At 66.9% G+C, this 21,049-nt stretch carries 20 protein-coding genes and 1 pseudogene; 6 read left to right on the top strand and 15 right to left on the bottom strand.

Translation table 11 applies throughout. The annotated features are described in order from the left end of the window. Window positions 1–822: a PIG-L deacetylase family protein gene (locus K7W42_RS09380; protein ID WP_224574209.1), complete on the top strand. Its 822-nt coding sequence runs from the start codon at window positions 1–3 to the stop codon at window positions 820–822. Between the two features lie 133 nt (window positions 823–955). Here K7W42_RS09380 and K7W42_RS09375 read toward each other — a convergent pair. After that, window positions 956–1,936 (bottom strand): annotated as a pseudogene (locus K7W42_RS09375) (IS630 family transposase). Here K7W42_RS09375 and K7W42_RS09370 point away from each other — a divergent pair. The 3 genes from K7W42_RS09370 to K7W42_RS09360 all read left to right on the top strand — a co-directional run bounded on the left by K7W42_RS09370 (window position 1,818) and on the right by K7W42_RS09360 (window position 4,329). Continuing rightward, window positions 1,818–2,888, top strand: a complete 1,071-nt coding sequence (locus tag K7W42_RS09370) for an ImmA/IrrE family metallo-endopeptidase (protein ID WP_224574208.1) — start codon at window positions 1,818–1,820, stop codon at window positions 2,886–2,888. The pseudogene K7W42_RS09375 and the gene K7W42_RS09370 sit on opposite strands and share 119 nt — an antisense overlap. Then, entirely contained in the window at window positions 2,869–3,249 is a 381-nt protein-coding gene (locus K7W42_RS09365) for an ImmA/IrrE family metallo-endopeptidase (RefSeq protein WP_224574207.1), read from the top strand. Before K7W42_RS09370 ends, K7W42_RS09365 begins: the two co-directional genes overlap by 20 nt. A gap of 71 nt (window positions 3,250–3,320) precedes the next feature. Beyond that, window positions 3,321–4,329, top strand: a protein-coding gene (locus K7W42_RS09360; RefSeq protein WP_224574206.1) for an IS630 family transposase whose coding sequence is annotated in 2 segments (ribosomal slippage) — window positions 3,321–3,788 and window positions 3,790–4,329 — 1,008 coding nt in all. Because the reading frame shifts where the segments join, the coding sequence is not laid out codon by codon here. On the opposite strand, the gene K7W42_RS09355 is transcribed toward K7W42_RS09360, so the two are convergent. From K7W42_RS09355 to K7W42_RS09340, 4 genes are read right to left on the bottom strand one after another with little or no spacing between them, the layout of a single operon-like run. Then, window positions 4,312–4,905: a DJ-1/PfpI family protein gene (locus tag K7W42_RS09355; RefSeq protein WP_224574205.1), complete on the bottom strand. Its 594-nt coding sequence runs from the start codon at window positions 4,903–4,905 to the stop codon at window positions 4,312–4,314. The genes K7W42_RS09360 and K7W42_RS09355 overlap by 18 nt on opposite strands. Continuing rightward, entirely contained in the window at window positions 4,902–5,099 is a 198-nt protein-coding gene (locus tag K7W42_RS09350) for a hypothetical protein (protein ID WP_157461518.1), read from the bottom strand. The genes K7W42_RS09355 and K7W42_RS09350 overlap by 4 nt, the downstream gene beginning before the upstream one ends. Then, entirely contained in the window at window positions 5,096–5,494 is a 399-nt protein-coding gene (locus tag K7W42_RS09345) for a DUF3208 domain-containing protein (protein ID WP_224574204.1), read from the bottom strand. The genes K7W42_RS09350 and K7W42_RS09345 overlap by 4 nt, the downstream gene beginning before the upstream one ends. Window positions 5,495–5,531: 37 nt before the next feature. Further along, window positions 5,532–8,393: a hypothetical protein gene (locus K7W42_RS09340; protein WP_224574203.1), complete on the bottom strand. Its 2,862-nt coding sequence runs from the start codon at window positions 8,391–8,393 to the stop codon at window positions 5,532–5,534. Between the two features lie 171 nt (window positions 8,394–8,564). Between K7W42_RS09340 and K7W42_RS09335 the strand changes: the two genes are divergently transcribed. Then, window positions 8,565–9,260: a hypothetical protein gene (locus tag K7W42_RS09335; protein ID WP_224574202.1), complete on the top strand. Its 696-nt coding sequence runs from the start codon at window positions 8,565–8,567 to the stop codon at window positions 9,258–9,260. Window positions 9,261–9,520: 260 nt separating this feature from the next. On the opposite strand, the gene K7W42_RS09330 is transcribed toward K7W42_RS09335, so the two are convergent. From K7W42_RS09330 to K7W42_RS09320, 3 genes are all read right to left on the bottom strand, one after another. Beyond that, entirely contained in the window at window positions 9,521–10,459 is a 939-nt protein-coding gene (locus K7W42_RS09330) for a diacylglycerol/lipid kinase family protein (protein ID WP_224574201.1), read from the bottom strand. Window positions 10,460–10,484: 25 nt separating this feature from the next. Further along, window positions 10,485–11,237: a fumarylacetoacetate hydrolase family protein gene (locus K7W42_RS09325; protein ID WP_224574200.1), complete on the bottom strand. Its 753-nt coding sequence runs from the start codon at window positions 11,235–11,237 to the stop codon at window positions 10,485–10,487. A gap of 114 nt (window positions 11,238–11,351) precedes the next feature. Further along, window positions 11,352–12,047: a Crp/Fnr family transcriptional regulator gene (locus tag K7W42_RS09320; protein WP_157461528.1), complete on the bottom strand. Its 696-nt coding sequence runs from the start codon at window positions 12,045–12,047 to the stop codon at window positions 11,352–11,354. A 179-nt stretch (window positions 12,048–12,226) separates the two neighbouring features. On the opposite strand from K7W42_RS09320, the gene K7W42_RS09315 reads away from it, so the two are divergent. Further along, complete coding sequence (locus K7W42_RS09315; RefSeq protein WP_224574199.1) at window positions 12,227–12,928, top strand: ABC transporter ATP-binding protein; 702 nt, start codon at window positions 12,227–12,229, stop codon at window positions 12,926–12,928. Here K7W42_RS09315 and K7W42_RS09310 read toward each other — a convergent pair. The 7 genes from K7W42_RS09310 to K7W42_RS09280 form a co-directional block, all read right to left on the bottom strand. Further along, window positions 12,925–14,064, bottom strand: a complete 1,140-nt coding sequence (locus tag K7W42_RS09310) for an ARPP-2 domain-containing protein (protein ID WP_224574198.1) — start codon at window positions 14,062–14,064, stop codon at window positions 12,925–12,927. The genes K7W42_RS09315 and K7W42_RS09310 overlap by 4 nt on opposite strands. After that, window positions 14,051–15,472 carry a hypothetical protein gene (locus tag K7W42_RS09305; protein WP_224574197.1) on the bottom strand — a complete coding sequence of 474 codons (1,422 nt, stop codon included), beginning with the start codon at window positions 15,470–15,472 and terminating at the stop codon, window positions 14,051–14,053. The genes K7W42_RS09310 and K7W42_RS09305 overlap by 14 nt, the downstream gene beginning before the upstream one ends. A 341-nt stretch (window positions 15,473–15,813) precedes the next feature. Next, window positions 15,814–16,896, bottom strand: a complete 1,083-nt coding sequence (locus tag K7W42_RS09300; RefSeq protein WP_224574196.1) for an NADH:flavin oxidoreductase/NADH oxidase — start codon at window positions 16,894–16,896, stop codon at window positions 15,814–15,816. Window positions 16,897–17,272: 376 nt separating this feature from the next. Then, a complete protein-coding gene (locus K7W42_RS09295; protein ID WP_224574194.1) occupies window positions 17,273–17,857 on the bottom strand; it encodes a hypothetical protein in 585 nt (194 codons plus the stop codon). 176 nt (window positions 17,858–18,033) lie between these two features. Next, window positions 18,034–18,822 (bottom strand): ABC transporter permease, encoded by a 789-nt coding sequence (locus tag K7W42_RS09290; RefSeq protein ID WP_224574192.1) that lies wholly within the window; start codon window positions 18,820–18,822, stop codon window positions 18,034–18,036. 43 nt (window positions 18,823–18,865) lie between these two features. After that, complete coding sequence (locus K7W42_RS09285; protein WP_224574190.1) at window positions 18,866–19,669, bottom strand: ABC transporter permease; 804 nt, start codon at window positions 19,667–19,669, stop codon at window positions 18,866–18,868. Beyond that, on the bottom strand, window positions 19,666–20,700 hold the full coding sequence (locus K7W42_RS09280; protein ID WP_224574188.1) for an ABC transporter ATP-binding protein: 1,035 nt from the start codon (window positions 20,698–20,700) through the stop codon (window positions 19,666–19,668). The genes K7W42_RS09285 and K7W42_RS09280 overlap by 4 nt, the downstream gene beginning before the upstream one ends. Between the last annotated feature and the right edge of the window lie 349 nt (window positions 20,701–21,049).

The raw sequence follows: 21,049 nt of genomic DNA, 5'->3' as shown, positions 1-21,049 counted from the left end.
ATGACGACCCCAACCCTGCTGGCTGTGTTTGCCCACCCGGATGACGAAGCGTTCAGTGTCGGCGGCACCCTGACCCACTACGCCCGTCAAGGCGTAAAGGTGGTCCTGGCCTGCGCCACACGCGGCGAGGCCGGAAAAATTACCGTGCCCGGCATGACGGTGGACGACCTGGGCGCCCAGCGCGAACAGGAACTGCGCGAGGCGTGCGAGGCGCTGGAAATTGGCCCCCCCGTCTTTCTGGACTACCACGATTCGGGCCGCTACGAGCGCACCCGGCACAGCGACCCCAGGGCCCTGATGAACGTGAACCCACTAGACGTTGAAGTGGGCCTGCGCGCCCTGATTGCCGAGGTGGCGCCGCAGGTCATGGTGACCTTTGACCCCCACGGTGGCTACGGTCACATTGACCACCTGCAAATCCACCGCGCGGCCACGGCGGCCTTCTTTAGCACTGGGCACCTGCCAGGCGGCGGGCCGCAGCGCCTGTACTACACCGCCCTGACCACCCAGGCGGCGCAGGGCCTGTCGCGCATGGGCGAGAACCTGGACCCGCTGGTCTACGGCGTGTCCGAGGAAACGGTGGCCGTCAAGATTGACGTGGCCGCCTACGCCGACAATAAACGCGCTGCCCTGAAGGCCCACGGCACCCAGACCGGCGAGCAGAGCGTCATGGGCAAGATGAGCCCTGAAGAGCGCGCCACAATGGAAGCGATGCTGCTGGGCGCCGAGCGCTTTAGCATCGGCGGTACCCGCACTGCCCTTGGGAGCTATCCGCTGCGCGGCCTGTTCGACGGCCTGGCGGGGTTTGAGCATCTGAACTGAGCAAGAAACTGGCTCAGAAATAAAAATTTCTTATGTTAAAGAATCTAAAAGACGCATGAATTCTCGCAAGAAAGGCGATGAGTTCGAAGATCTTACCTTCAAACATTTCGAAATGTTACTTATTGACTCCGGCCTAGGTTTGGGACGAGGCAAAGGCATAGGTGAGGCGCCGGAGCTGAACGGAGCGAACACGTTGCCACGCCGCGTTCAGCCGGGCCTTCAACTCACCGACATTCTTGGGGCAGAAGTTGCCAAGGACTGACCTTTTGACGTAGGCCCACACTCGCTCGATGGGGTTCAGTTCAGGAGCGTAGGGGGAGAGGTACTCGACGGCAAGACGGGGCTGCTGCTCGACGAAGGCCCTGAGGGCCTTCGTTGTGTGAATGCGGGCATTGTCCATGAGCACGACGATCTCGCCTCCAACGTGCCGGAGGAGATGGTGGCAGAAGGCCACCACCTGTGCGCCTCGAATGGCCCCTGAGTGCGTGTGTTGCAGGAATTGGCCGCTCGTGGTGAGGGCACCGATGGTGGAGAGCTTGTCCCAACTGGCTTTGGCCCGAATGATGGGTGTTTGTCCTCGGACGGCCCAGGTGCGGGTCACGGTCGGTTTGAGGCTGAACCCACTCTCATCAACGAAGACGATGGTGACGCCCCGCTTGATCTTTTTTTTCAAGCTGGGGAGCGTGCACTCGACCCAGGTTTGAATGGCCTGCTCCTCCCGTTCCACGGCACGCTGTTCTGGCCTTTGGGGGCTGAACCCGAGCTGATGAAGGAGCTTCCTGACGTGATCGGCGTGGTACCACACCTCAAATCGCAGACCCATGACCTCCCGCACGCGGGAGGTCGTCCAGCGTTGATCGGACTACCCTGCCGCCAGCGGTCCGGCACGCAGCAGTTCGCCCAGTTGAGGGCGCTGTGTTGAACTCAGGCGCGGTGGAGGCCCGGAGGCTCGGGTGGCCTGAAGGCTTCCGCGCTCACGGAGACGCTGTTTCCAGGTGCGGACCGTACTCTCCGAAACGCCGACTATTGCCGCAATCTCCTTGGAACTGACCTCACCTGCGGCCAGGACTTGCTGGACATACAGCCGCCGTTCTTCCAGTTGGTCACGGGTCAAGGTGGAGGGTCGCCAGACAGGCAGCACCTCCGAAGTCTACCTCTCGTCTCCAACTCATGCCGGAGTCAATAATTCTGGCCATCTCGGTCTTGTGCCTCAATTCTGTCAAATCTTTAGACAGAAGGAATATTATTCTCCAGCCGGAGGGGATTGCATAACTTTTGATATATCTATAGAATTGGTTCTTCCAAGAATGGATAAATGCTCACAACTTATCATAATAGAATGCAAGAATTATCAACATTCAGTTGCAGTGAATGACGTAGAAGAATTTAGCAGAAAGTTACAACAGATAACAGGCGTTGGGACGAAGGGAATTTTTGCAACAGTGTCACCACTACAGAAGAGTGCGAAAAAATTGGCAGAACATGATGGGATTGGACATTACCGCTATTTTCCAGACGCAAACTTTAAGCATGAGTTAGCTCGCCCTTCCTCCAGTTTGTCATTAGCTTCGCTTTCTATAAATGAGATTGAAGATGCTCTCACCAATCAGGCATATCAAAGCTCAAATTTTGACTATTTTATGTGGTCCAATGGCATACACACCAATTCAATTGAGAGGTTTTTCAGAAATTTACTATTTGAGTTTGAAGCAAGAAATTTCTTTTTACAGGCTAAGCAGCCTTCCAGGTCTGTTGTACCGTCTGTTAGCAAACAGCATCTTGAAGATATAGCTGGTGATGCCCTAACTCTTGCTAATTATACGGGTGGAAAAGTAGATTTTGAGATTCTACGTCAGAAAAATCCCATTCTATCCAAAGTTTCTCTGTATGAAAACTGCGATAGACCAGATGATGCCATACATGATCATGTTCTCGCCACGGCTAATTTTTTATATCCAAGCATCCATATCTACAAAAACAATCCCATCAATGTAGGTAGGCGACGATTCACAATCGTTCACGAATTTGTCCACTTCTTACTCGAACATGACAAAAGAAGAGTATGACGACGACGATATCGGCAGATATAATCATAAATGGGCAATAAAAGATATTTCCAGAATGGAATTTCAAGCAAATTATTTGGCCAGTTGTATTTTATTACCAAGGAATTATTTCTTATTAGAATTCCGAAAAATCGCTGCTAAACATCATTTATATCGACATGGAAAGGCCCTGCTTTTTGTAGATCAACAAAGATACAATCAAGAAATGCTAAGAATAGTCACTGGCCGCTTAGTCAGAATCTTTGGCGCGAGCAGACAGGCAGTGATACTTAGAATGCTACATATGTCACTCTTGGTCGACAAAAGAAACAGCAGCTTTAAGAGAACAGCAGATGTGCTAGATGAACTTAAACTGTTTTAATATTATATAATATTTTAATTGATTATCTCGTTATTGATAGCGATGTAAGTATAGGCTGGTAGGCTGGCGGCGTGGCCGAATGGCATCCTTCGAAATACTCCCGTGCCCAGCTGGAAGAACGCCGGCTGGCCGCGACCCCCTGGCTTCAAGGGGGCCGCCATTCACAGCAGGAGATCGCGCAGCACTTCGGCGTCTCCATACACACCGTCAGTAACTGGAAGAAGCGCCTGAAACGCACCGGTAGCCTCCAGGCCACGGTGACGACTGGACGCCCCTCCCGACTGACCGCCACCCAACTTGAACAAGTCCGCACCCTCCTGCGGGAGGGTGCCGTCCAGCATGGGTTCCCTGACCAGACGTGGAGCACCAGGCGAGTCACGGACCTGATTGGGCGGCACTTCGACGTGTGGTACCACCCCGACCATGTGCGCAGAATTCTCCGCCAGTTGGGCTTCACGCCCCAAATGCCAGATGGACGGGCGGCTGAACGCAACGAACTCCGCATCGCGTCCTGGCAGGAACAGATCGCGCCGGAGTTGGGGAAAAAAGGTCGCTGAGGGCGCGACGCTCGTGTACCTGGATGAGGTCGGCTTCTCCTTGAAAGGTGTGCGGAGACGAACGTGGTCGACCAGGGGCGTGACGCCCTTGGTCACGCTCCCGGCGAACTGGGAGAAACTCTCGACCATTGGAGCGATCACGTCGGATGGGCGATTCTTCCAGCACACGAAGTCCGGGGCGATTCGCAGTGGGGACGTCATCCGGTTCTTCCAGCATCTCCTGCGTCACGTTCAAGGGGAGATCGTGGTCGTGCTGGACAACGCTGGGATCCACCGGGCCAGAGCAACACAGGCGTCCGTGGCAGGCCACGAACGCCTCTCACTGGTCTTTCTGCCGCCCTACGCCCCCGAGTTGAACCCGATTGAATTGGTCTGGGCGTATGTCAAAAGGAATGTGCTGGGCAACTTCTGTGCCCGTTCGGTCACCGTGCTGAAAGCGAAGCTCGTGACGGCTTGGCAGCGGGTTCGATACGTCGAACTGCCTCGTCACCTGATGGATTCCAACTTATGCCGGTATCAATAAAGAATTTCCACCTATACGTACCAATGTGTCCTGCGCCGCTTCTTCGCCCCATACGGCCCGCGCCACATGCAGGGCGGCGTGCAGGGCCCCCAGCCCAGCGGGGGCGCTGCACAGCGCACCGTCCGTCACGACCTCGCCGGGGCGCACCTCCTGGGGCGTGTAATTCCAGAGCGTATCGGTCAGGTCGGCGGGACCGCCCACCGCGCGGCCATCCAGTACCCCCGCCTCGCCCAGGAGCAGCAGGCCGCTGCCACTCACGCCTGTGGGCAGAGCCGCGTGCGCCGCCAGAAAGGCGCGCAGCAGGGGATCGCGGCTGGCCTTGGCCGCGCCGGGGCCGCCCGGCAGCAGCAGCGCCGCCGGCTCGGGCAGCGCGGCGTACAGCACATGCGGCGTCATCACCAGCCCGCCTGCCGTCACCACGCTGATCCGCGAACGGTGAACGGTCAGGGCCGCCTTCTCGCCGCCGCACAGCCGCAGAACGGTCACCATCAGGCCCAGTTCCAGCTCGCTGACGCCGGGATAGACCGGCAGCGCCACCACGGGGCCGGGGGGTGAGGCCGGTTCTGGGTCGGTCACGCGGTCCCAAGGGGGCGCAGGGTGTACGCCCGCCGCGCCAGAGGCGGCTCCACCTCGCCGTGCTCCAGCAGATGCTGGGCCGCTTCTTCCGACAGGCGCTCCACGCGCAGCAGGTAGGTCAGGGCGGTGTCGGGGCGGTCAAAGCGGCGCGGGTGGGGATCGCCCTCGACCGTCAGGTCAAGCCAGGTGATCATAGGTCGCGCAGGTCCTCCCACAGCTGCCAGCCCACGCCGTCCGGGGTGCCGTCCAGCAGGGGCCCCAGCTGTTCGCTGGCGGCGCTGGCATCGGCGTGCAGGGCGTCGTTGGGCGGCCGGGCCTCATAGACGCGCAGCACGGTGAACTGGTAAAACGCCTGCGACGCGGTGGGCTCACCGTTCTCGAAAAAGGCAAAGGGAGGCGTGACGGCGTCCCACAGCACATGCGCGGCCTCGTGCTCTTCCTGTTCTGGGCCAGGCAGGTCCAGTTCATGCGGCAGAAAGTGTTCCAGGTCTATCTCGGCGTCCTGGGGGTGCCACACATACCCTTGCAGCAGCCGCACGGCGGCTCGCCCCACAGGCGGCGGTTCACTGGTACTCACGCGCTGTAGCATACCGGCTTTTGAGACCGGGTGAGGGTGCCGCGCCCAGTCACCAGCGCTCATCCCCGCTGGCCAGCCGCGCCGCCTCGTGCAGCACCAGCGCGTCGGGCAGCCGAAAGACGCTGTGCGGGTCCACGCCCCAGGCGCTCAGCAGGGCCCCGGCGTCCGGGCGCGCCGCCAGGGCGTGCCCAGCCTCGCGCCACACCCCCGCGCGAAAGGGCGCCAGGTGGGGGTCGGCCAGGGCGGCGCGCAGCCATGCCAGCATGGTCAGGCCGTCGGCCACCGAGGCGCGGGCTTCGACGGCCAGCAGCTGGGCCTGCAGGCCAGGGTCGCCGGGGCCGCCGTCCGGGGCGGCGCGGCGCAGCAGGGCGTGGGCGCGGTTCAGGTCGGTCAGCGCAGCCTCTGGCTGTCCGGCGCGCACCAGGGCTTCGGCGCGCATGGCCCGCACCTGGGCTTCTTCGTAAGGATGGGCGGCCAGCGCCAGGGCCTGCCCAATGAGGGCCAGGGCGCGCGCCGGGTCCGGCTCGGCCAGCGCGCGGCTGAGCCACATGTCGAGGTGCAGCAGGTGGTCGCGGTCGGCCCCGCCCCCACCCCCGGCCAGCAGCTCGTCCAGCGCGGCGCGAGCGTGGACCAGGTCGGGGTGGTCGGCCGTGGCCCCGGCCAGGGGTTGCAGGTACGGCCGCCCCAGCCCACGCGACAGGTAGGCCAGGGCGGCGCGGTAGCGGGTGCGGCGCTCGCGGTAACTCGCCTCGGCGGGGCGAGCGTCGGGGCGCGCGAGCAGAGTCAGGGCCTGCGCGGCGTGCATCAGGGCGGCGTCGGGACGGCCCAGGGCCAGCAGCAGCGGCACCCCCTCCGACAGCAGGCGGGCGCGCGGCACCCCGTCGGCGTGGCGGCGTTCGGGGGGCGGCACCAAGGCCAGTGCGCGCTCTAGGTGACTCCAGCCTTCCGCCGAGCGGCCCAGCCGCCGCAGGGCCGTGGCGGTGCGGGCCAGCACGCGAGCCTGCTCCTCATCGGCGCTGCCGGCGGCGGCCAGGCGCCTGGACGCGTCTTGCAGGGCAGTCAGGGCCAGCAGGGGCTGCCCCAGGCGCAGCAACAGGTCGCCTTCCTGATACCGCGCCCGCGCCGAGAGGAGTGGGCTGCCCGCCGGCACCGCCCGCAGGGCCGCCAGCGCCTCAGGCCACCGCCCGGCGTCCTTGGCGATCAGGCCGCGCCACAGCCCGGCGCGGGGTCCCCCCTGCGCAGCGCGGGGGTCGGTGACGGCTCCAGTGGCCGCCGCCAGGTCACCGCGCCAGCGGGCCAACGCCGCTTGCACCAGCAGGGCATCGGCCTGCGCGGCGCGGGTCCAGGGGTCGTGGCCAGTCATGCCAGTCACGTCGGGGTGGGCCAGTTGAGTCTGGGCGGCGTCCATCCGGCCCTGTTCGAGGCTGCTCTCGGCCAGCTTGACCCGCGCCCAGGCGCGCACCGGGTCGCGCGGCGATTCCAGCAGGGTAAACAGGGCGCCGCGCAGCTGCACCTCGCCGTAATCGCCCCGGCCCGCGTGGTGCGCGACCACGGCGCGCGCCAGCGCCTCGCGGTGGTCGCCGGGCGGGGCTTCGCGCAGGACAGGCCACAGCGGCGGCAAAAAGCGGGCGTCGTCCGGGGCGGCCTGGACATGAGCCGCCACCGCCGCCCAGTCATGTAAGGCCGCCCATGCCGCGAGCCGCAGGGGCGTCAGCGCCGCCGCTTCACTGCTGGCCAGGGCGCGCAGCGGGGCGACTCTGGCCTGGGGCGCTACCTCGGGCCAGGCGGCGCGCAGGGTCGGCGCAGGCTGCCAGCCGGCCTGGGGGTCGCCGCGCAGCAACATGCGGGCGTGGGGCGGCAGCGCCGCTGCGTCGCGGCCCAGCACGGCGGTCAGCGCCGCGTGCGGCCAGGGGGCCCCCGGATCCGGCCCCGCCGCGTGCAGCGCGGCCGCCGCCTCGGTCAGGGCGCGGGTGTCGGGGTCGGCCAGCAGGTCGGCGGGGGTCGCCCCTTCATGGGCCAGGCGGGCCAGCAGGGTCAGGCGGTCCAGACTGCGCCCCGTTTCGTGCGCCAGGCGCTCGGCCTCGGCGCGCGGCAGGTTCAGGTGGGTCATCAGGTAGGCGCGGGCCTCGGCCGGGGTAGGGGGCCGCAGCTCAATGCACTCCAGTGCTGTGCCGGGTGGCGGCTCGTCTTCCAGGGCCAGCAGCACGGCCACCCCGGCCGGCGCGCGGGCCAGCAGCGCCCCGGCGGCCCAGGCCGCTGCACCCAGAGGCGAGCCGTCCAGGGCTCGCGGCGGCTGCCCATCAAAGCGCAGATCGGCCGTGACCCTCACCAGCAGCGCCCCTGTGGGTGGCAGCGCGGCCAGCGCCGCGTCCGCCTGTGCCTGGGCCTGCGCCGCGTAAGACGTGCCTGCGGGCGGCGGCATCTTCAGGGCACTGGCCCCCTCGCCCGAAAGAAACAGGCGGGTGACCGGCACCCCCTGCGCCTCCAGCGTCCGGCCCACGTGCGAGAGCAGCACCGTCTTCCCCGCCCCCGCGCGGCCCCAGACCATCAGGCGTGGGGCGCGGCCCGCCCGCACGCCCGCCAGAAACTGCCGGTAGGCGCGCGTCTTGCTACGGCCCAGCAGGTCCAGTTCGGGAGGGGTCTCGGGCCGGGCAGGCGCAGTCACCTCGGGCAGTGGACGCCCGACCTCACGGGCCAGGTCCGCCAGGATGCCGCGCAGCGCGGCCTTGTCGGCGGCGGTCCCCACGCCCCGGTACACGATGTTCCGCACACTGCTGGGGTTAGCCCCCCGGCGGCGCATCTCGGCTTCCAGCCAGCGCAGGCTGCCGCGCGCCTGGCCGCCGGGGGTGGGAGGCAGATGCGCGCGCAGGTCAGCCAGCACCGCCCGCTCGTCCAAGGGGCGCTCAGGCACGGCGCGGTCCTGTGGGGGCGCGGGGCACTGCGCCAGCGTAGCACCCGCTGCACCCGGTTTAAAAAAGCCAGGGCGCAGCCGTTCCTGACGCTTTCGTCAGCAATCTGTGAGGCGGGATGTGTATACTTTGCCCAGCTTTCAACTCAGTTCATTTCCCCCGGAGGAACCCCCATGCGTACAGCCATTGTGTCGTTTACCCTTGCCCTCGCCGTGACCGCTGCCGCCCAGAGCCAGCAGGCCGCCAAGAGCCTGTTTGACCAGGGTAAGTGGCAGGAAGCGGCCAGCGCCGCCGCCGCCCTGAACACGGCCGAGGGCCTGGCCCTGGCCGCCGAGGCCACCACCGCTGGCGCCGGCCTGGTGCCGGACGCTCAGAAAAAGGCCCAGTTTGAAAAGGCCCAGGGTTACGCCCGTCAGGCGATTGCCAGGGACAAGAACAACGCCGAGGCCTACTTTGAACTGGCGCGCGCCCAGGGCCGCCTAGCACAATTCAGCGGCATCCTGCAGAGCCTGGGCCTGGCCGGCGAGATGAAAAAGAACCTGGATACGGCCGTGCGCCTAGAACCCAAGCTGGCGGGCGCTTACGTGGCTCTGGGGCTGTGGAACGCCAACCTGATCAGTAAGGGCTTTATCGCCACGCGCGCCACCGGGGCCGACCGCAACCAGATCATCCCCAACTTTGAAAAGGCCATTGCGCTGGAGCCCAACGTGGCCGTTCACCGCATTGAGTACGCCAACGCCCTGATTCTGCAGGGCAAGAAAGCCGAAGCCGCTGCCCAGCTGGACAAGGCCCTGAGCTTCAGCGCCGACACCTTCTGGGAAAAGCGCAACGAGGAGCTGGCTAAGGCCACGCTGGCGAAGCTGAAATAAGGTTGCGGGGTGGAGGAGGTGGGTTGTGGGAAGAGCATTCCCCAACCCACCTCTCCTCGTTCAGATGCCTGATGCGAGCTGCTGCGGCAAGCTGGAAGCCAGAGAGAAGGTTTTTTCGGACTCGGCGAGGGGAAGCGAGGCTCGCTGCCGTCCCTGACGCTTTCCAGCTCAATTCACGTCAGGTTTTCTGCTGGCCGAGGACAGAGCGACTGACTCTCCAAATCTTTTGCCACTGCCCACAACCCACTCCCCACTTTCCTTCACGCATTGAGCAGCAGCGTCGCCCCTGGCAGCACCCGCACCTGCAGTGCGGTCACGCGGCCGTACAGGTCGCCGTCCAGATGCAGACGGGTGGGCGTGTCCCAGGTTACCTGCACCTCGCGCGCCTGGGTGTGGTGGGCCAGCGGATGACCCAGGTGGGCGCCGCGCAGCACGCGGACCATCAGGCCCAGCAGCTGGCCCCTGGTCATGGGACCGCCCACCACGACGTTCAGCAGGCCGTCGCGCACATCGGACTGAGGACTGATCAGAAAGCCGCCGCCGTAGCGGGTGCCGTTCATCACGGCGGCCAGGGGGCTGGGGCCGGCATACAGCGTCTGACCGTCAGCCACCACCTCCACGCGGGCCAGCTTCAGGTGCCGCAGGGTGGACAGCGCCGAGGCCACATACCGCGCCAGGCCGCGCAGCCGCGCGGGCATGGTGTCCATGTTGGCGGTGACATCGGCGTCAAAGCCCATGCCCAGGCCGTTGAGCAGGACGACTGTGCGCCCAGCCTCATCGCCCTGAACAATAGTGACCTGCATGGCGTCCAGGGCGCGCGGCTGGTAGTGCAGGCGGTCCAGGGCCTCGCCAAACTGACCGGGGCGCAGGCCCAGCAGCCCCGCAAAATCGTTGCCGGTGCCCAGCGGGACGATGGCCAGCGGCCGGCCCGTGCCCACCACAGCGCTCAGGAGGGCGCCCACGGTGCCGTCACCGCCCACCGCCATCACCGCCATGTCGGCCGGTAAGGCCGCCACCCGCGCCAGCGCCGCCTCGCCGGATTCCTCCTGAATCAGAGTGTGGGCCAGGCCACGCCGCTGCAACTCAGCTTCCAGCCGGGGCCATTCCCGCAGGGCCAGGCCGCCGCCCGCCTGGGGGTTTAAGACGACTGCTAGCGGCGGTAGTGAAGCGGGGACAGGCTGGCCAGACTCGGACGTCACAGTGGCGCCAGCATAGCGCCCAACGTTACAAAATCGGCGTGCGCAGGACCCCGACACCTTCGACCTCGACCTCTACCACATCGCCGCGTTCCAGTGGCCCGACGCCTTCGGGGGTGCCAGTCAGCACCACATCGCCCGGCTCCAGGGTCACGTAACGGGTGATGTACGTCAGGATGGCCGGCAGGTCAAAGATCATGTGGCTGGTGCGGCTGTCCTGGCGAATCTCGCCGTTCACGCGGGTCTGCACGCGCAGGTCAAGGGGGTCAAGGTCGGTCACCAGCTGCGGCCCCAGCGGGCAGAAGCGGTCGGCGGCCTTGGCGCGGAACCATTGCAGGTCGGTCTTTTGCAGGTCGCGGGCTGTCAGGTCCAGGCCGCAGGTGTAGCCCGCCACAGCGCTCAGGGCCGTCTCCGGGGTCAGGTGGCTGGCCCGCGTGCCGATGACAGCGGCCAGTTCACCCTCAAAGTGAAAGTTCTCGGTCCAATCTGGTCTGGTGACGGCGCCGCCCGGCTCGGCCAGGGCGTTGGGACCCTTGAGGAAGATGCCCGGTTCGGTGGGCAGCCCAGCCGCGTCATTGCCCAGTTCGCGGATGTGGTCCAGATAATTGCGGCCCACACATACAATCTTGCTGGGCTCGGCGGGGGCCAGCAGGGCGGCGGGGGTGTAAGGCGCCGCCTCGCCGGTGCGCGGCCCCAGCATGCCGGCGCGCAGGTGAACGGTCTCCCCTTCCAGCTCTCCCCAGCAGGGCTGCCCCTGCCACGTCATACGAACGAGATTCATGCGGGCCAGGATAGCGGGCGCAGGCTGGAGCGCCGCTTCAAAACTGTCTTCTGTGGTCGCCGGACAGCATCATCAAGGTTATAGAAGCCGCTCTCCAGACGCTGAAAGCTGCAGTCAGTCCAGGCTGTCGGCTTCTTCCATCGTGACGTTTTCCAGACCTCCTGGGTCCAGCAGGGTCACGGTCTGGCCGTTACTTTTGAGCAGCTTCTGCCCTTCCAGCTTGCGCATCACGCGCGACACGGTTTCGCGGCTGCTGGAAATGCGGCTCATGATGTCCTGGGTGGACAGCGGCAGCACCTCGGGCTGAGGCACCTGCGCCTGCACCCGCTGACGGTACAGCGTGGTAAAGACGTGGCTCAGGGCCGCTTCGGTGTTCAGGCCAAAGGCGATCAGCTCGTCGTTCAGGTGGGTCACGCGCTGCACCAGCATGACGCTCAGGTTCCACAGCACGTCCGGGTGACGGCGCAGAATCTGCCGGAAATGAGAGCGGTAGAGCATCAGCGTGGTCACGTCGGTCAGGGCGACCACGGTGGCGCTGCGTTCGCCGCCGCCCAGCACGGCGGTTTCACCCACCACGCCCGGCGCGTAGACGTCGCCCATCACGCGCTCGCGGCTGCCCAGACTCACCCGGCTGACCCGCACGACACCGCGCGTGAGGAGGTGCAGCGCCTCGCCCTCGGCGTCCTGCTCCAGGATGGTGTCGCCCGCGCGGTAGTGCCGCTCGGTGATGACCTGAAGCGCCTCTTGCAGCGCTCCTTGGGGCACGTTGTGGAAAAGAAAAGATGCTTTGAGGTCGTCCAGGCGCGCCATTGCGGCCCATGCTAGCGTGCCGGCCCCAGCCACCACAACGGCGCCGCCCACTGGGGGGATCTTGACCTACAGTGATGGGCTGCTATCTGTCCTGCCCAGCACCCTTTCGGCTCCTACTCGCTGTTCCTCAACTGGCACCGCCGGTACCAACAATTGCACCGGAAACCGGATGAGCTACCATGCGCCGCGTGACCCACCCCGCCCCTGCCGCCCTGGACGCCCGCCACCTGACCCAGGCGTACGGCCCCATGACGGTGCTGCGCGGCGTGAGCCTGAGTGTCGCGCCGGGCGAAGTGGTGGCCGTGACTGGGCCGTCCGGCAGCGGCAAAAGCACCCTGCTGCACCTGCTGGGCGGCCTGGACACCCCGCAGGGCGGCGAGGTCTGGTGGGCGGGGACGCGGGTGGACACCCTGGGCACCCAGGTGCGGGCGGCGCGGCGGGCCGGGCAGCTGGGGCTGGTGTTTCAGCACCACTATCTGCTGGACGACCTGAATGTGCTGGAAAACGTGCTGCTGCCCTGCCGCCTGTCGGGCCAGGGCGACGAGGCGCGGGCGGCGGGGTTGCTGCGCCGCGTGGGTCTGGCGGGGCGCGAAGGCACCCTCCCCGGCGTTCTGAGCGGCGGCGAGCGGCAGCGGGTGGCGGTGGCCCGCGCCCTGGCGGCCCGCCCGGCAGCCGTGCTGGCCGATGAACCCACAGGCAGCCTGGACCGCGCCAACGCGCAGGCGGTGGCCGCGCTGCTGGTCACCCTGGCGCGCGAGGAAGGCGCAGGCGTGCTGCTGGTCACCCACGACGAGCGGTTGGCCCGCCACGCCGACCGCACCCTGCACCTGCTGGACGGGCAATTTACGGACGACGCGCCGGATTTTGAACCAGCGACCTAGCGGAGGCGCCGAGCTTTGGCGGCTGTTTCGCGCACCGCCTGGGTCAGCAGGTAACCAAAGCCGGCCTTCTCGATGCGCGCCACGAGGTCTGGTACGGTGGTGCCCAGGCCCTCTGCGGCGTCGGCCAGATGCCACCCGTAGCCAGCCAGCTGATGCAGCAGATACGCGCGCCGGGTCTGCGCCGCCGACAGCTGAAAGGTCTTGAGATACAGCAGTTCACCGTCCGGGCGGGTCAGGCGCTCGCCAACGTGGTTGATCTGCCGGGGATCAAGGTCGGTCACGAAGCGCTCCAGGCGCAGCGGCCCGGCCTGATAGACCGGCTCGGTCAGCAGTGGGCGGCGCAGCAGGTCGGTCAGCATTGCGCCCTCCACAAAGCTGGCCCACTCGCGGCGCACCCCCATGAGGGCGGCGCGCAGCTCGGGCAGCGTGCGGGCGGCCTCAAAGCGGGGCGCAGCCTCCAGGGGCGGCGGCTCGGGGTACAGCACGGCGTAGCGCAGCACCAGTTCGCCGTACAGGTCCTCCAGCACTGTGCGGTGGAGGCGGCGATAATCCTGCGCTGAGGGCACCACAAAGGCCGAGGCGAGCTGATCACCTGTGAATACCAGCAGGCCCACCTGGCCCTCATGCACTTCAAAGGTGTTCAGGGCGTCCTCGAAGCCGGGAAGGAGACTGCCGGGCACGCCCGATTCTGCCCGGAACCCCAGCCCGGCGCGCAGAAAGTCATGTGACAACTCCTTCCAGGCCACGCGCGGCGGCGCAAAGTGCAGCGCCAGCAGGCCCTCCAGCGCCAGATGCAGCGGCAAAAAGCGCAGGCCCGCACTCTCGCGTTTGCGCATCCGGTCCACCAATTCCAGACCGCGCCAGGGCTGCGGCGAGGAGGAATGCTGCGGTCCCGCCAGTTGGGTGCCCAGCGCCATCAACGGCGCGCCTGAAGACGACCAATCCAGCCGCAGGGCGTGGGGCACAAAGGCGACGTAGTGCGCTTGGTCGGGCAGCGCCACCACCTTGACCCCAGCAGCCATGACACCCGGCGACAGGCGCACGTCGTCGCAGGGGCGCGTGCGCAGCAGCGGCACCAGCCGGAACGCACCGCGCACCTGGGCCGGGGCCGGGGTCAGGCCCTCAAGCCTCAGCACGGCGCCCTCCAGTCAGCAAGAACGTCTGCACGCGCCCGGCCAGGTAGTTTTCCAGCTCGGTCAGGCTGGCCTGGCCCGCCGCAAACCGGGCAAAGCCCAGGGCGGTGGGCAGGTCTTCGGCGCTCCTCAGGCCGACCGCCGGCAGCAGGGGGCTCAGGGCGCGCACCGTCAGCATCTCGGCGTCAAAGACAGGGTTGACATGCACCACCTCCAGGCCCGGCACCAGGCGGCGGGCGGCCACCAGCGCCGGATGAAAGGCGCCGGGCGGGTCATTTTCCACGCCGTCCGAGACCACCAGTACCATGCGGGCGCCCCAGTCCAGCGCGTCCAGCAGCCGCTCGCTGAGGTTCGTCTGCCCGCGCGCCTGTACCAGCAGCGCCTCTGGGGGCGGCCGGGTCCAGAAAGCCTGGTAGCTGCCTTCCGGGCGGGCGGCCCGCAGCAGGGCGTCGGCCGCCAGGGCCAGCGCCAGGGGGCGGCGGCGTTTCTCCCGCGACCCCGCCGCAGAGGCTGAATTGTCCAGCAGCGACGCCACGGGGCCAGGGGGCAACGGCAGCGGCGCGCGGGCCAGCAGGGCGCCAGCCGCGCGCGACAGCCAGCCGTTCAGTTCTTCCTGACGGGCCTGACGCTCGTGCAGCGGCAATGACAGCACGTACAGGCACAGGGCGCTCAGCGACAGGCGCTCGGGGCGCAGCTCGACCCGGCCCTCACTCTGACCCTGGAGGCGCAGGCGTTCGCGCTCGGTCAGTCGCGGCTCGATGCGGCTCAGAAAGACCGCCTGGGGAATCCCGTGCTTGGCCGCCAGACCCTGCGCCACCGTGAACGGCAGGTCGTAGACCGCTTGCCCGCTGTAGCGCGCTTGCCGGAAGGTTTCCAGCAGCGGCGTCAGGAAGGCGCGGCTATGCTGCCCGAACAGGAAGGCGGGCAGTTCGCCGGGCAGGGTCAGGTGGGCATGCAGCGCCGCCGCCCGCACATGCCGCCGGTATTTGACCGCCTGAAAAGTCAGGTCGCGCTGACCCGCTATATAGGCGCGCAGCAGCGCCCGTGTCCGGCGGTTGTTGACCCGCTCCTGCCGCAGCCGGCTCAAGAGTTTCCAGCCGCGCTGCGGGGGCAGGCGGCGCAGGGCGGCGGTCAGCAGCGCGTTTTCCTCGGCCCGGAAGTCGGGCGGGGTCTGCCGGCCGGTGCGCAGCAGGTTCAGGATGATTTCGGCGGCGTTGAAGTCGTTGACCCCCGCCGCCAGGGTCCGTGCATACAGCCGCCGGTAATTGCCCAGAATGTAGGCGTGTAAAAACTGCACGCTGACGCGCTGGTCTTCGGCGGTGTGGTAGAACTCGCGCTGTCCAGTGCACGCGTAGGCGGCATTCAAAAACAGCGTCAGGTCCTCGCGCGCCACGGTGTCGGCGCTGGGCATAGGGGTTCCTCCAAAAGGTGACTGCCTGAAGCTACAGAGTCCAGGCGCCTGTCCATTCTGGCGGGAAGCCTCCGCACAGTCATACGGCTTGTGGCGGAGGAGCAGTGAGGGGCCGGCCCTGTTCCTGCTGAGGCTCCATGAGCACGCAACACAGCAGAACGCCGCCGGGAAATGGCGGCGTGACGGCAAGGTGCAACCTACAGAGGGGTGTCTCGGAAGTCACGCCAGAGTCCCACGGGGCGTTCTGGAGGGCAGTATAGAGCGGGGCGGGAACACGCCTCCCCTGCCGTCTGGCTATGGGCGTGAGGGGTGGCCCACGTCGCCTCTCAGCTCAGTCTGCTTCAGGTGGTGCGGGTCGCGCGGCCATACGGCGCAGGCAAGTCCAGCGGCACCCCCAGCGCCTGTGCAGCCGCCTGGGTCCAGTGGGGATCGCCCAGCAGGGGGCGGGCCAGGGCAATTAGGTCGGCGTCGCCGTTTTGCAGCAGGCCCTCGGCGCGCTCAGGGGTGTCAATCATGCCCACCGTCATGACGTGCAGGTCGGGCACGGCGGCCTTGACGGCGGCGGCGAAAGGCGCCTGGTAAGCCGGGCCGGGCGTGATCTGCTGCTCACTGGTCAGGCCGCCGCTGCTGATGTCCACGGCGTCCACGCCTTCGCGGGCCAGCAGAGCGCACACCGCGACTGTTTGCTCCTCGTCCCACCCGCCCGGGGCCCAGTCGGTGGCCGACAGGCGCACGAACAGCGGCTTGTGGTAAGGCCAGGCGCCCCGCACCGCACGGGTCACTTCCAGCAGCAGGCGCACGCGGTTGTCAAAGGCCCCCCCGTAGTCGTCGGTGCGGGTGTTGGCCAGGGGTGACAGGAACTGGTGCAGCAGGTAGCCATGCGCGGCGTGAATTTCCACGGCGTCAAACCCGGCAATCTCGGCGCGGCGGGCAGCACGGGCAAAGGCGGCAGTGACGGCTTCAATGTCCTCGGCGGTCATGGCGCGCGGTGAACGCAGGGCCTCGCTGTAGGGCTGGTCGCTGGGGCCCATGACCTCCCAGCCGCCGCGCTCGTCGGGCACGGCGCCGCGCCCGCGCCAGGGGGCATAGGTGCTGGCCTTGCGCCCGGCGTGGGCCAGTTGCACGCCAATGAGCCCGCCCTGCGTGTGAACGAAGTCGGTGACGCGGCCCAGCGGCGTGATGTGGCGGTCGTCCCACAGGCCCAGGTCTTCAGGGCTGATGCGGCCTTCGGGACTGACGGCAGCAGCCTCGGTGAAAATCAGCCCCACCCCGCCCAGGGCGTACTGCCCCAGATGCACCAGATGAAAGTCGTTGGCCAGCCCGTTCTGGGCCGAATACATGCACATGGGCGACACCACGACGCGGTTGGGCAGCGTCAGGTCACGCATTTTCAGCGGGCGAAGCAGCAGGGGCTCGGCGGTCATGGCGAGAGCCTAGTGCGGCGCGGCGCCTGACCGCCAGAGGCGCGGCGTTGAGCCAGTCCTGAGGCTCTGGACGGTGCCAAGAGCGGTAGAACCGCTGAAGGAGGCCTCAACCACGCGGGGGTGAACCGAGGGAAGGACCGCAGGAGACAGCAGCGCTAACGGAATTGACAGCGGCTGCCAGTGCCATTGGCACCGCTGTCTCTGACCGACACTCACTGTGTTTCAGCGTGATTGAGGGTGGTGATCCGCAACCACGCTGAGTTCTGCTATGAGGGGGCGTTGTCTGCCTTCAGGGTGGAACAGGCAGACGAACGAAGCAGGTCCAAGAGCTAGCGGGCGTGAGCCCCGCCCCTAACCCACAGCCGCTATCAGCGTGCTACAGCCGCCGCGCCGCCCAGGCTCGGTGCCGCTCCTGGGCCAGCTCGGCGGCTTGCGTCCAGAAGGCCGATTCCAGCGCCACCAGGGCCCCAGCAGCCAGCGCCCCGCGCCGGGGCTGGCGGTAGGGCACCGCCTCCAGGCGCGGCAGCAGCGTGCGGCCAGGCCCCAGGGTCACCGAGGCCTGCGCGGCGCTCAGGACGACCTCCTCGCTTACGTCCTGGGCAGCCCCCACCAGCGCGCCGTAGGCCCCCGACAGACGCTGCAGGGCACGCACATCCGCGATGTATACCCAGGGACCATGTTCGCCCAGCAGCGCCAGAAAGCCCGCCCACTCGTGGGCAAAGACCGCCGCAACAGCCTGACGGGGGCTCAGGTCCGGGGGCAGCCAGGGGCGCACGCCCAGCAGGTCGGCGGCCAGGGCGCGCTCGCCCGAGAACTCAGCTCCTGCCCGCTCGGCGGCGGCAGGTGAGGCCAGGTCGCGCCACTCGGCCAGATGGGCCAGCTGAGCGCGGACGGCTGCCGTGAGAGGCAAGGCGCGCGGGCGCGGCTGACCCAGCGCGGTCCAGGCGGCCACGTTCGTCATACGAGAGCCATCATACGAATGGCCATCCTTTTTCTTCCGGGCTGAACTGGCATCCATCTCAAGGCTGCCGCAGGGCGCATGTCCAGAAAAGGGTCGGAACCGCTCCATTACCTCCACAACTGAACTTCTTGGCGGCCCGCTCCGCTCGGTTCATCGGGGAATGAACGGCAACCTTCTCAACTGCTGGCGCTGGTGTAACTGGCCACCGCGTAGAGCCAGAAGCGGCGCGTGACCCAAAACAGCGCGGCGGCCACCACGGGCGAAGCCAGCGCCAGCGCAGGCGTCAGGCTGCCCACCAGGGCCTGCGCCGGAACCGTCGTGATGAACGCCACCGGCACCACGAAGGTCAGCACCACGCGCACCGGCACCGGAAAGGCCGTGACCGGAAAGCGCGCCGCGCCGAAGACCCCGTTAAACAGCTCGGAGACGTTCTGCGTCTTGACCAGCCAGAAGGCGGTGGTGCTCAGACCCAGCCAGATGCAGTACACGATGACCAGCGACGACAGGTACAGCGTGGCGGCGCTCAGGACGCCAGCCAGCGTGACGGGCAAGCCAGCCGAGGCGTACAGCAAGAGCCCCAGCCCCAGCAGCACGTCGGGAAACCGCAGGAGATTGAGATACCGCACGCTCACGTTGAACTGGGCGTCAATGGGCTTGAGCAGCGTGAAATCCATGTTGCCCGTGCGAATGGCCTCGCTGATGCGGCTCATGTTGGGCTGCACCACCACGGAGATAAAGCCCTCGGTGAGCATAAAAAAGCCGGTCACCAGCAGCGCCTCACGGAAGGTCCAGCCGCCGACCGACGTGGCCCCCGGCTGCCCAAACAGGATGGAAATACCCAGCAGGGCCACCCCCGCCTCACCCAGGCTGGCCAGCACCGCCCCGAAAAAGTTGGCGCGGTATTCCAGCTGTGCCGACACGCTGGCCCCGGTAAACACGCGCACCAGGCGCAGGTAGCGGGTCACCGGGCCACCCCGGACAGGCCCGGAACCGTCAGACCGGACGCGCTCATGCGCCCACCGCCCCGTAGCGCCGCAACCCTGCGCGCCACACCCACAAACGCAGCAGCACAAAAATGACCCCCCAGCCCAGCAGCACCGCCGCGCCCTGCCCGGCCTGCTCGGCCGTGGCCTTGCCGGACAGCAGCTGCGCGGGCAGGCCCAGCATGTACGGAAAAGGGGTCCAGACCGCCACGCGCTGCACCCATTCGGGGTAAAAGGCCAGCGGCGCAAACATGCCGCCCAGCGCGGCGTACAGCAGCCACACGAGTTCCTGAAAGCTGGTCGAGCTGTCAGTCCAGAAGGCCAGGAGCCCAATCAGGTATTCCCACAGGAAGCGCACGGTAAACCCCAGCGCCGCCAGCCCCACCACTGCCGGGTACACCCACCACTCGCGGGTAAACTGCGCCCCGGCCAGCCAAGCGAACAGGGCGACCAGCGCCAGCAGCGCGGGCAGGCGCACAAAGCGCTCGGCGACGTGGCCAATAAAGTACGACCAGAACGGGTCCAGAGGCCGCAGCAGCCAGGGCGAGAGCTGCCCCTGGCGAATGGCCGGGTCCAGCTCGTGCGCCACCCAGACCACCATCAGCTGCGAGACCAGCCAGGTCGCCAGAAAGTAGGTAGCAAACTCGGCTGGCGAGTAGCCGCGTACCTGCCCGCCCGGCGCGGCCGCCGCCTGCGCCATCCACACCAGCATCATGACAAGTGACAGGGTGCCCGAGAGCATCCAGATAATCACCTCGGCACGGTACTCGGCCATCAGGGCAAACTGCGTGGAGAACAGCACGCGCAGCCGGCGCCACGCCCAGGTCACAGCGCGGCCTCGGGGGCCGGGTGGGCAGAGGCCGGCGCCGAGCGGGCACCAAACAGCTCGGCCATCACGGTTTCGATGGGCGGGTCCTCGACCGTCAGGTCGGCCACATCCAGCCCCGAGAGCAGCCGCGCGGCGCGCTCGCTGACCTCGCCGCGCGGCACCGTCAGTTCGGCGCTCAGGCCGTCGCTGGACACCACCTGGCCGAACGCCGCCAGTTCATCACTGGTCGCGGGGCGGCGCAGTTGCAGCCGGATGGTCTTGCCGCCGCTGCCGCGTTCGGTCAGGGCGTGCAGGTCACCGTCAAACACCAGTTGCCCGGCGTCAATCACCAGCACGCGCTGGGCCAGGGCGGTCACGTCGGCCATGTAGTGGCTGGTGAGCATCACGGTGGCGCCGTGGCGCTCGTTGTATTCGCGCACAAAAGCCCGCACGGCTTCCTGCATATTCACGTCCAGGCCGATGGTGGGCTCGTCCAGAAACAGCACCTTCGGGCGGTGCAGCAGGGCGGCGGCCAGTTCGCACTTCATGCGCTCGCCCAGAGACAGCTTGCGCACCTGCTTTTTCAGGATGCCCTCCAGCCCCAGCACCTCGGTAAATTCGGCCATCGTGGCGCGGTACTGCTGGTCGGGGATCTCGTAGACGGCCTGGTTGATCAGAAAGGAGTCCAGGGCGGGCAGGTCCCACATCAGCTGCTGTTTTTGCCCCATGACCAAGGTGATGGTTTTCAGGAAGGCGCGCTCGCGGCGCCGGGGCTCGAACCCCGCCACCCGCGCCGACCCGCCCGATGGATGCAGCAGCCCGGAGAGCATCTTGAGGGTGGTCGTCTTGCCGGCGCCGTTAGGCCCCAGAAAGCCCACAATCTCGCCTGGGGCCAGCTCAAAGGAGACGCCGCGCACCGCCTCCACCTGCCGGGTCTTGCGGTTCACGAACGCTTTGACACTGCCCACGAATCCCGGCTCCTTGTCGTGGACGGCGTAACTTTTACTCAGGCCTTGCACCTGAACGGCGGCGCTGGATGGCTGGCTGGTCATAGGTGGCCTCAGCCTAGAGCAGCGGTCCCTGCCCGGCGGCAATGTGCGCCGAACAGAGCTGTGGCCTGCTGGGGCGTTCCCTCGGCTGGGCAGATGAACTGGGCGTTCCTCATTCTGGTCCTCAGGCCCACAGGCGTTTTCCGGCTTGGAACTGGGCACCGTGTCGGCGCGCACATCCTGCCAGCAGAGGCTGGCGGCGCCGGGCGAGCCATGCGGCCCGGTGCGTTGAGATTGGCCTGTCCTTGAGAAACAGCACTCCCAGCGGCCCGCAGGCACCGTTTCGGCAGAGGCCTTTTTGCCTGGCGCGGCTGGACCTTCCACCCCTCACCGGCTAAGGCAGCGCCCTCTT

This window comes from Deinococcus betulae (genome assembly GCF_020166395.1).
Taxonomy (GTDB): domain Bacteria; phylum Deinococcota; class Deinococci; order Deinococcales; family Deinococcaceae; genus Deinococcus; species Deinococcus betulae.
The sequence above is the reverse complement of the archived record's forward strand: the minus strand, read 5'-3'. Positions and strand labels throughout refer to the sequence as shown.

What these genes read in the sequence shown, in the direction of transcription:
- K7W42_RS09380 (WP_224574209.1), top strand. Translation starts at nt 1, where the DNA reads ATGACGACCCCAACCCTGCTGGCTGTGTTTGCCCACCCGGATGACGAA.
- K7W42_RS09365 (WP_224574207.1), top strand. Translation starts at nt 2,869, where the DNA reads ATGACAAAAGAAGAGTATGACGACGACGATATCGGCAGATATAATCAT.
- K7W42_RS09350 (WP_157461518.1), bottom strand. Translation starts at nt 5,099, where the DNA reads ATGATCACCTGGCTTGACCTGACGGTCGAGGGCGATCCCCACCCGCGC.
- K7W42_RS09345 (WP_224574204.1), bottom strand. Translation starts at nt 5,494, where the DNA reads ATGCTACAGCGCGTGAGTACCAGTGAACCGCCGCCTGTGGGGCGAGCC.
- K7W42_RS09335 (WP_224574202.1), top strand. Translation starts at nt 8,565, where the DNA reads ATGCGTACAGCCATTGTGTCGTTTACCCTTGCCCTCGCCGTGACCGCT.
- K7W42_RS09325 (WP_224574200.1), bottom strand. Translation starts at nt 11,237, where the DNA reads ATGAATCTCGTTCGTATGACGTGGCAGGGGCAGCCCTGCTGGGGAGAG.
- K7W42_RS09320 (WP_157461528.1), bottom strand. Translation starts at nt 12,047, where the DNA reads ATGGCGCGCCTGGACGACCTCAAAGCATCTTTTCTTTTCCACAACGTG.
- K7W42_RS09315 (WP_224574199.1), top strand. Translation starts at nt 12,227, where the DNA reads ATGCGCCGCGTGACCCACCCCGCCCCTGCCGCCCTGGACGCCCGCCAC.
- K7W42_RS09305 (WP_224574197.1), bottom strand. Translation starts at nt 15,472, where the DNA reads ATGCCCAGCGCCGACACCGTGGCGCGCGAGGACCTGACGCTGTTTTTG.
- K7W42_RS09300 (WP_224574196.1), bottom strand. Translation starts at nt 16,896, where the DNA reads ATGACCGCCGAGCCCCTGCTGCTTCGCCCGCTGAAAATGCGTGACCTG.
- K7W42_RS09295 (WP_224574194.1), bottom strand. Translation starts at nt 17,857, where the DNA reads ATGACGAACGTGGCCGCCTGGACCGCGCTGGGTCAGCCGCGCCCGCGC.
- K7W42_RS09280 (WP_224574188.1), bottom strand. Translation starts at nt 20,700, where the DNA reads ATGACCAGCCAGCCATCCAGCGCCGCCGTTCAGGTGCAAGGCCTGAGT.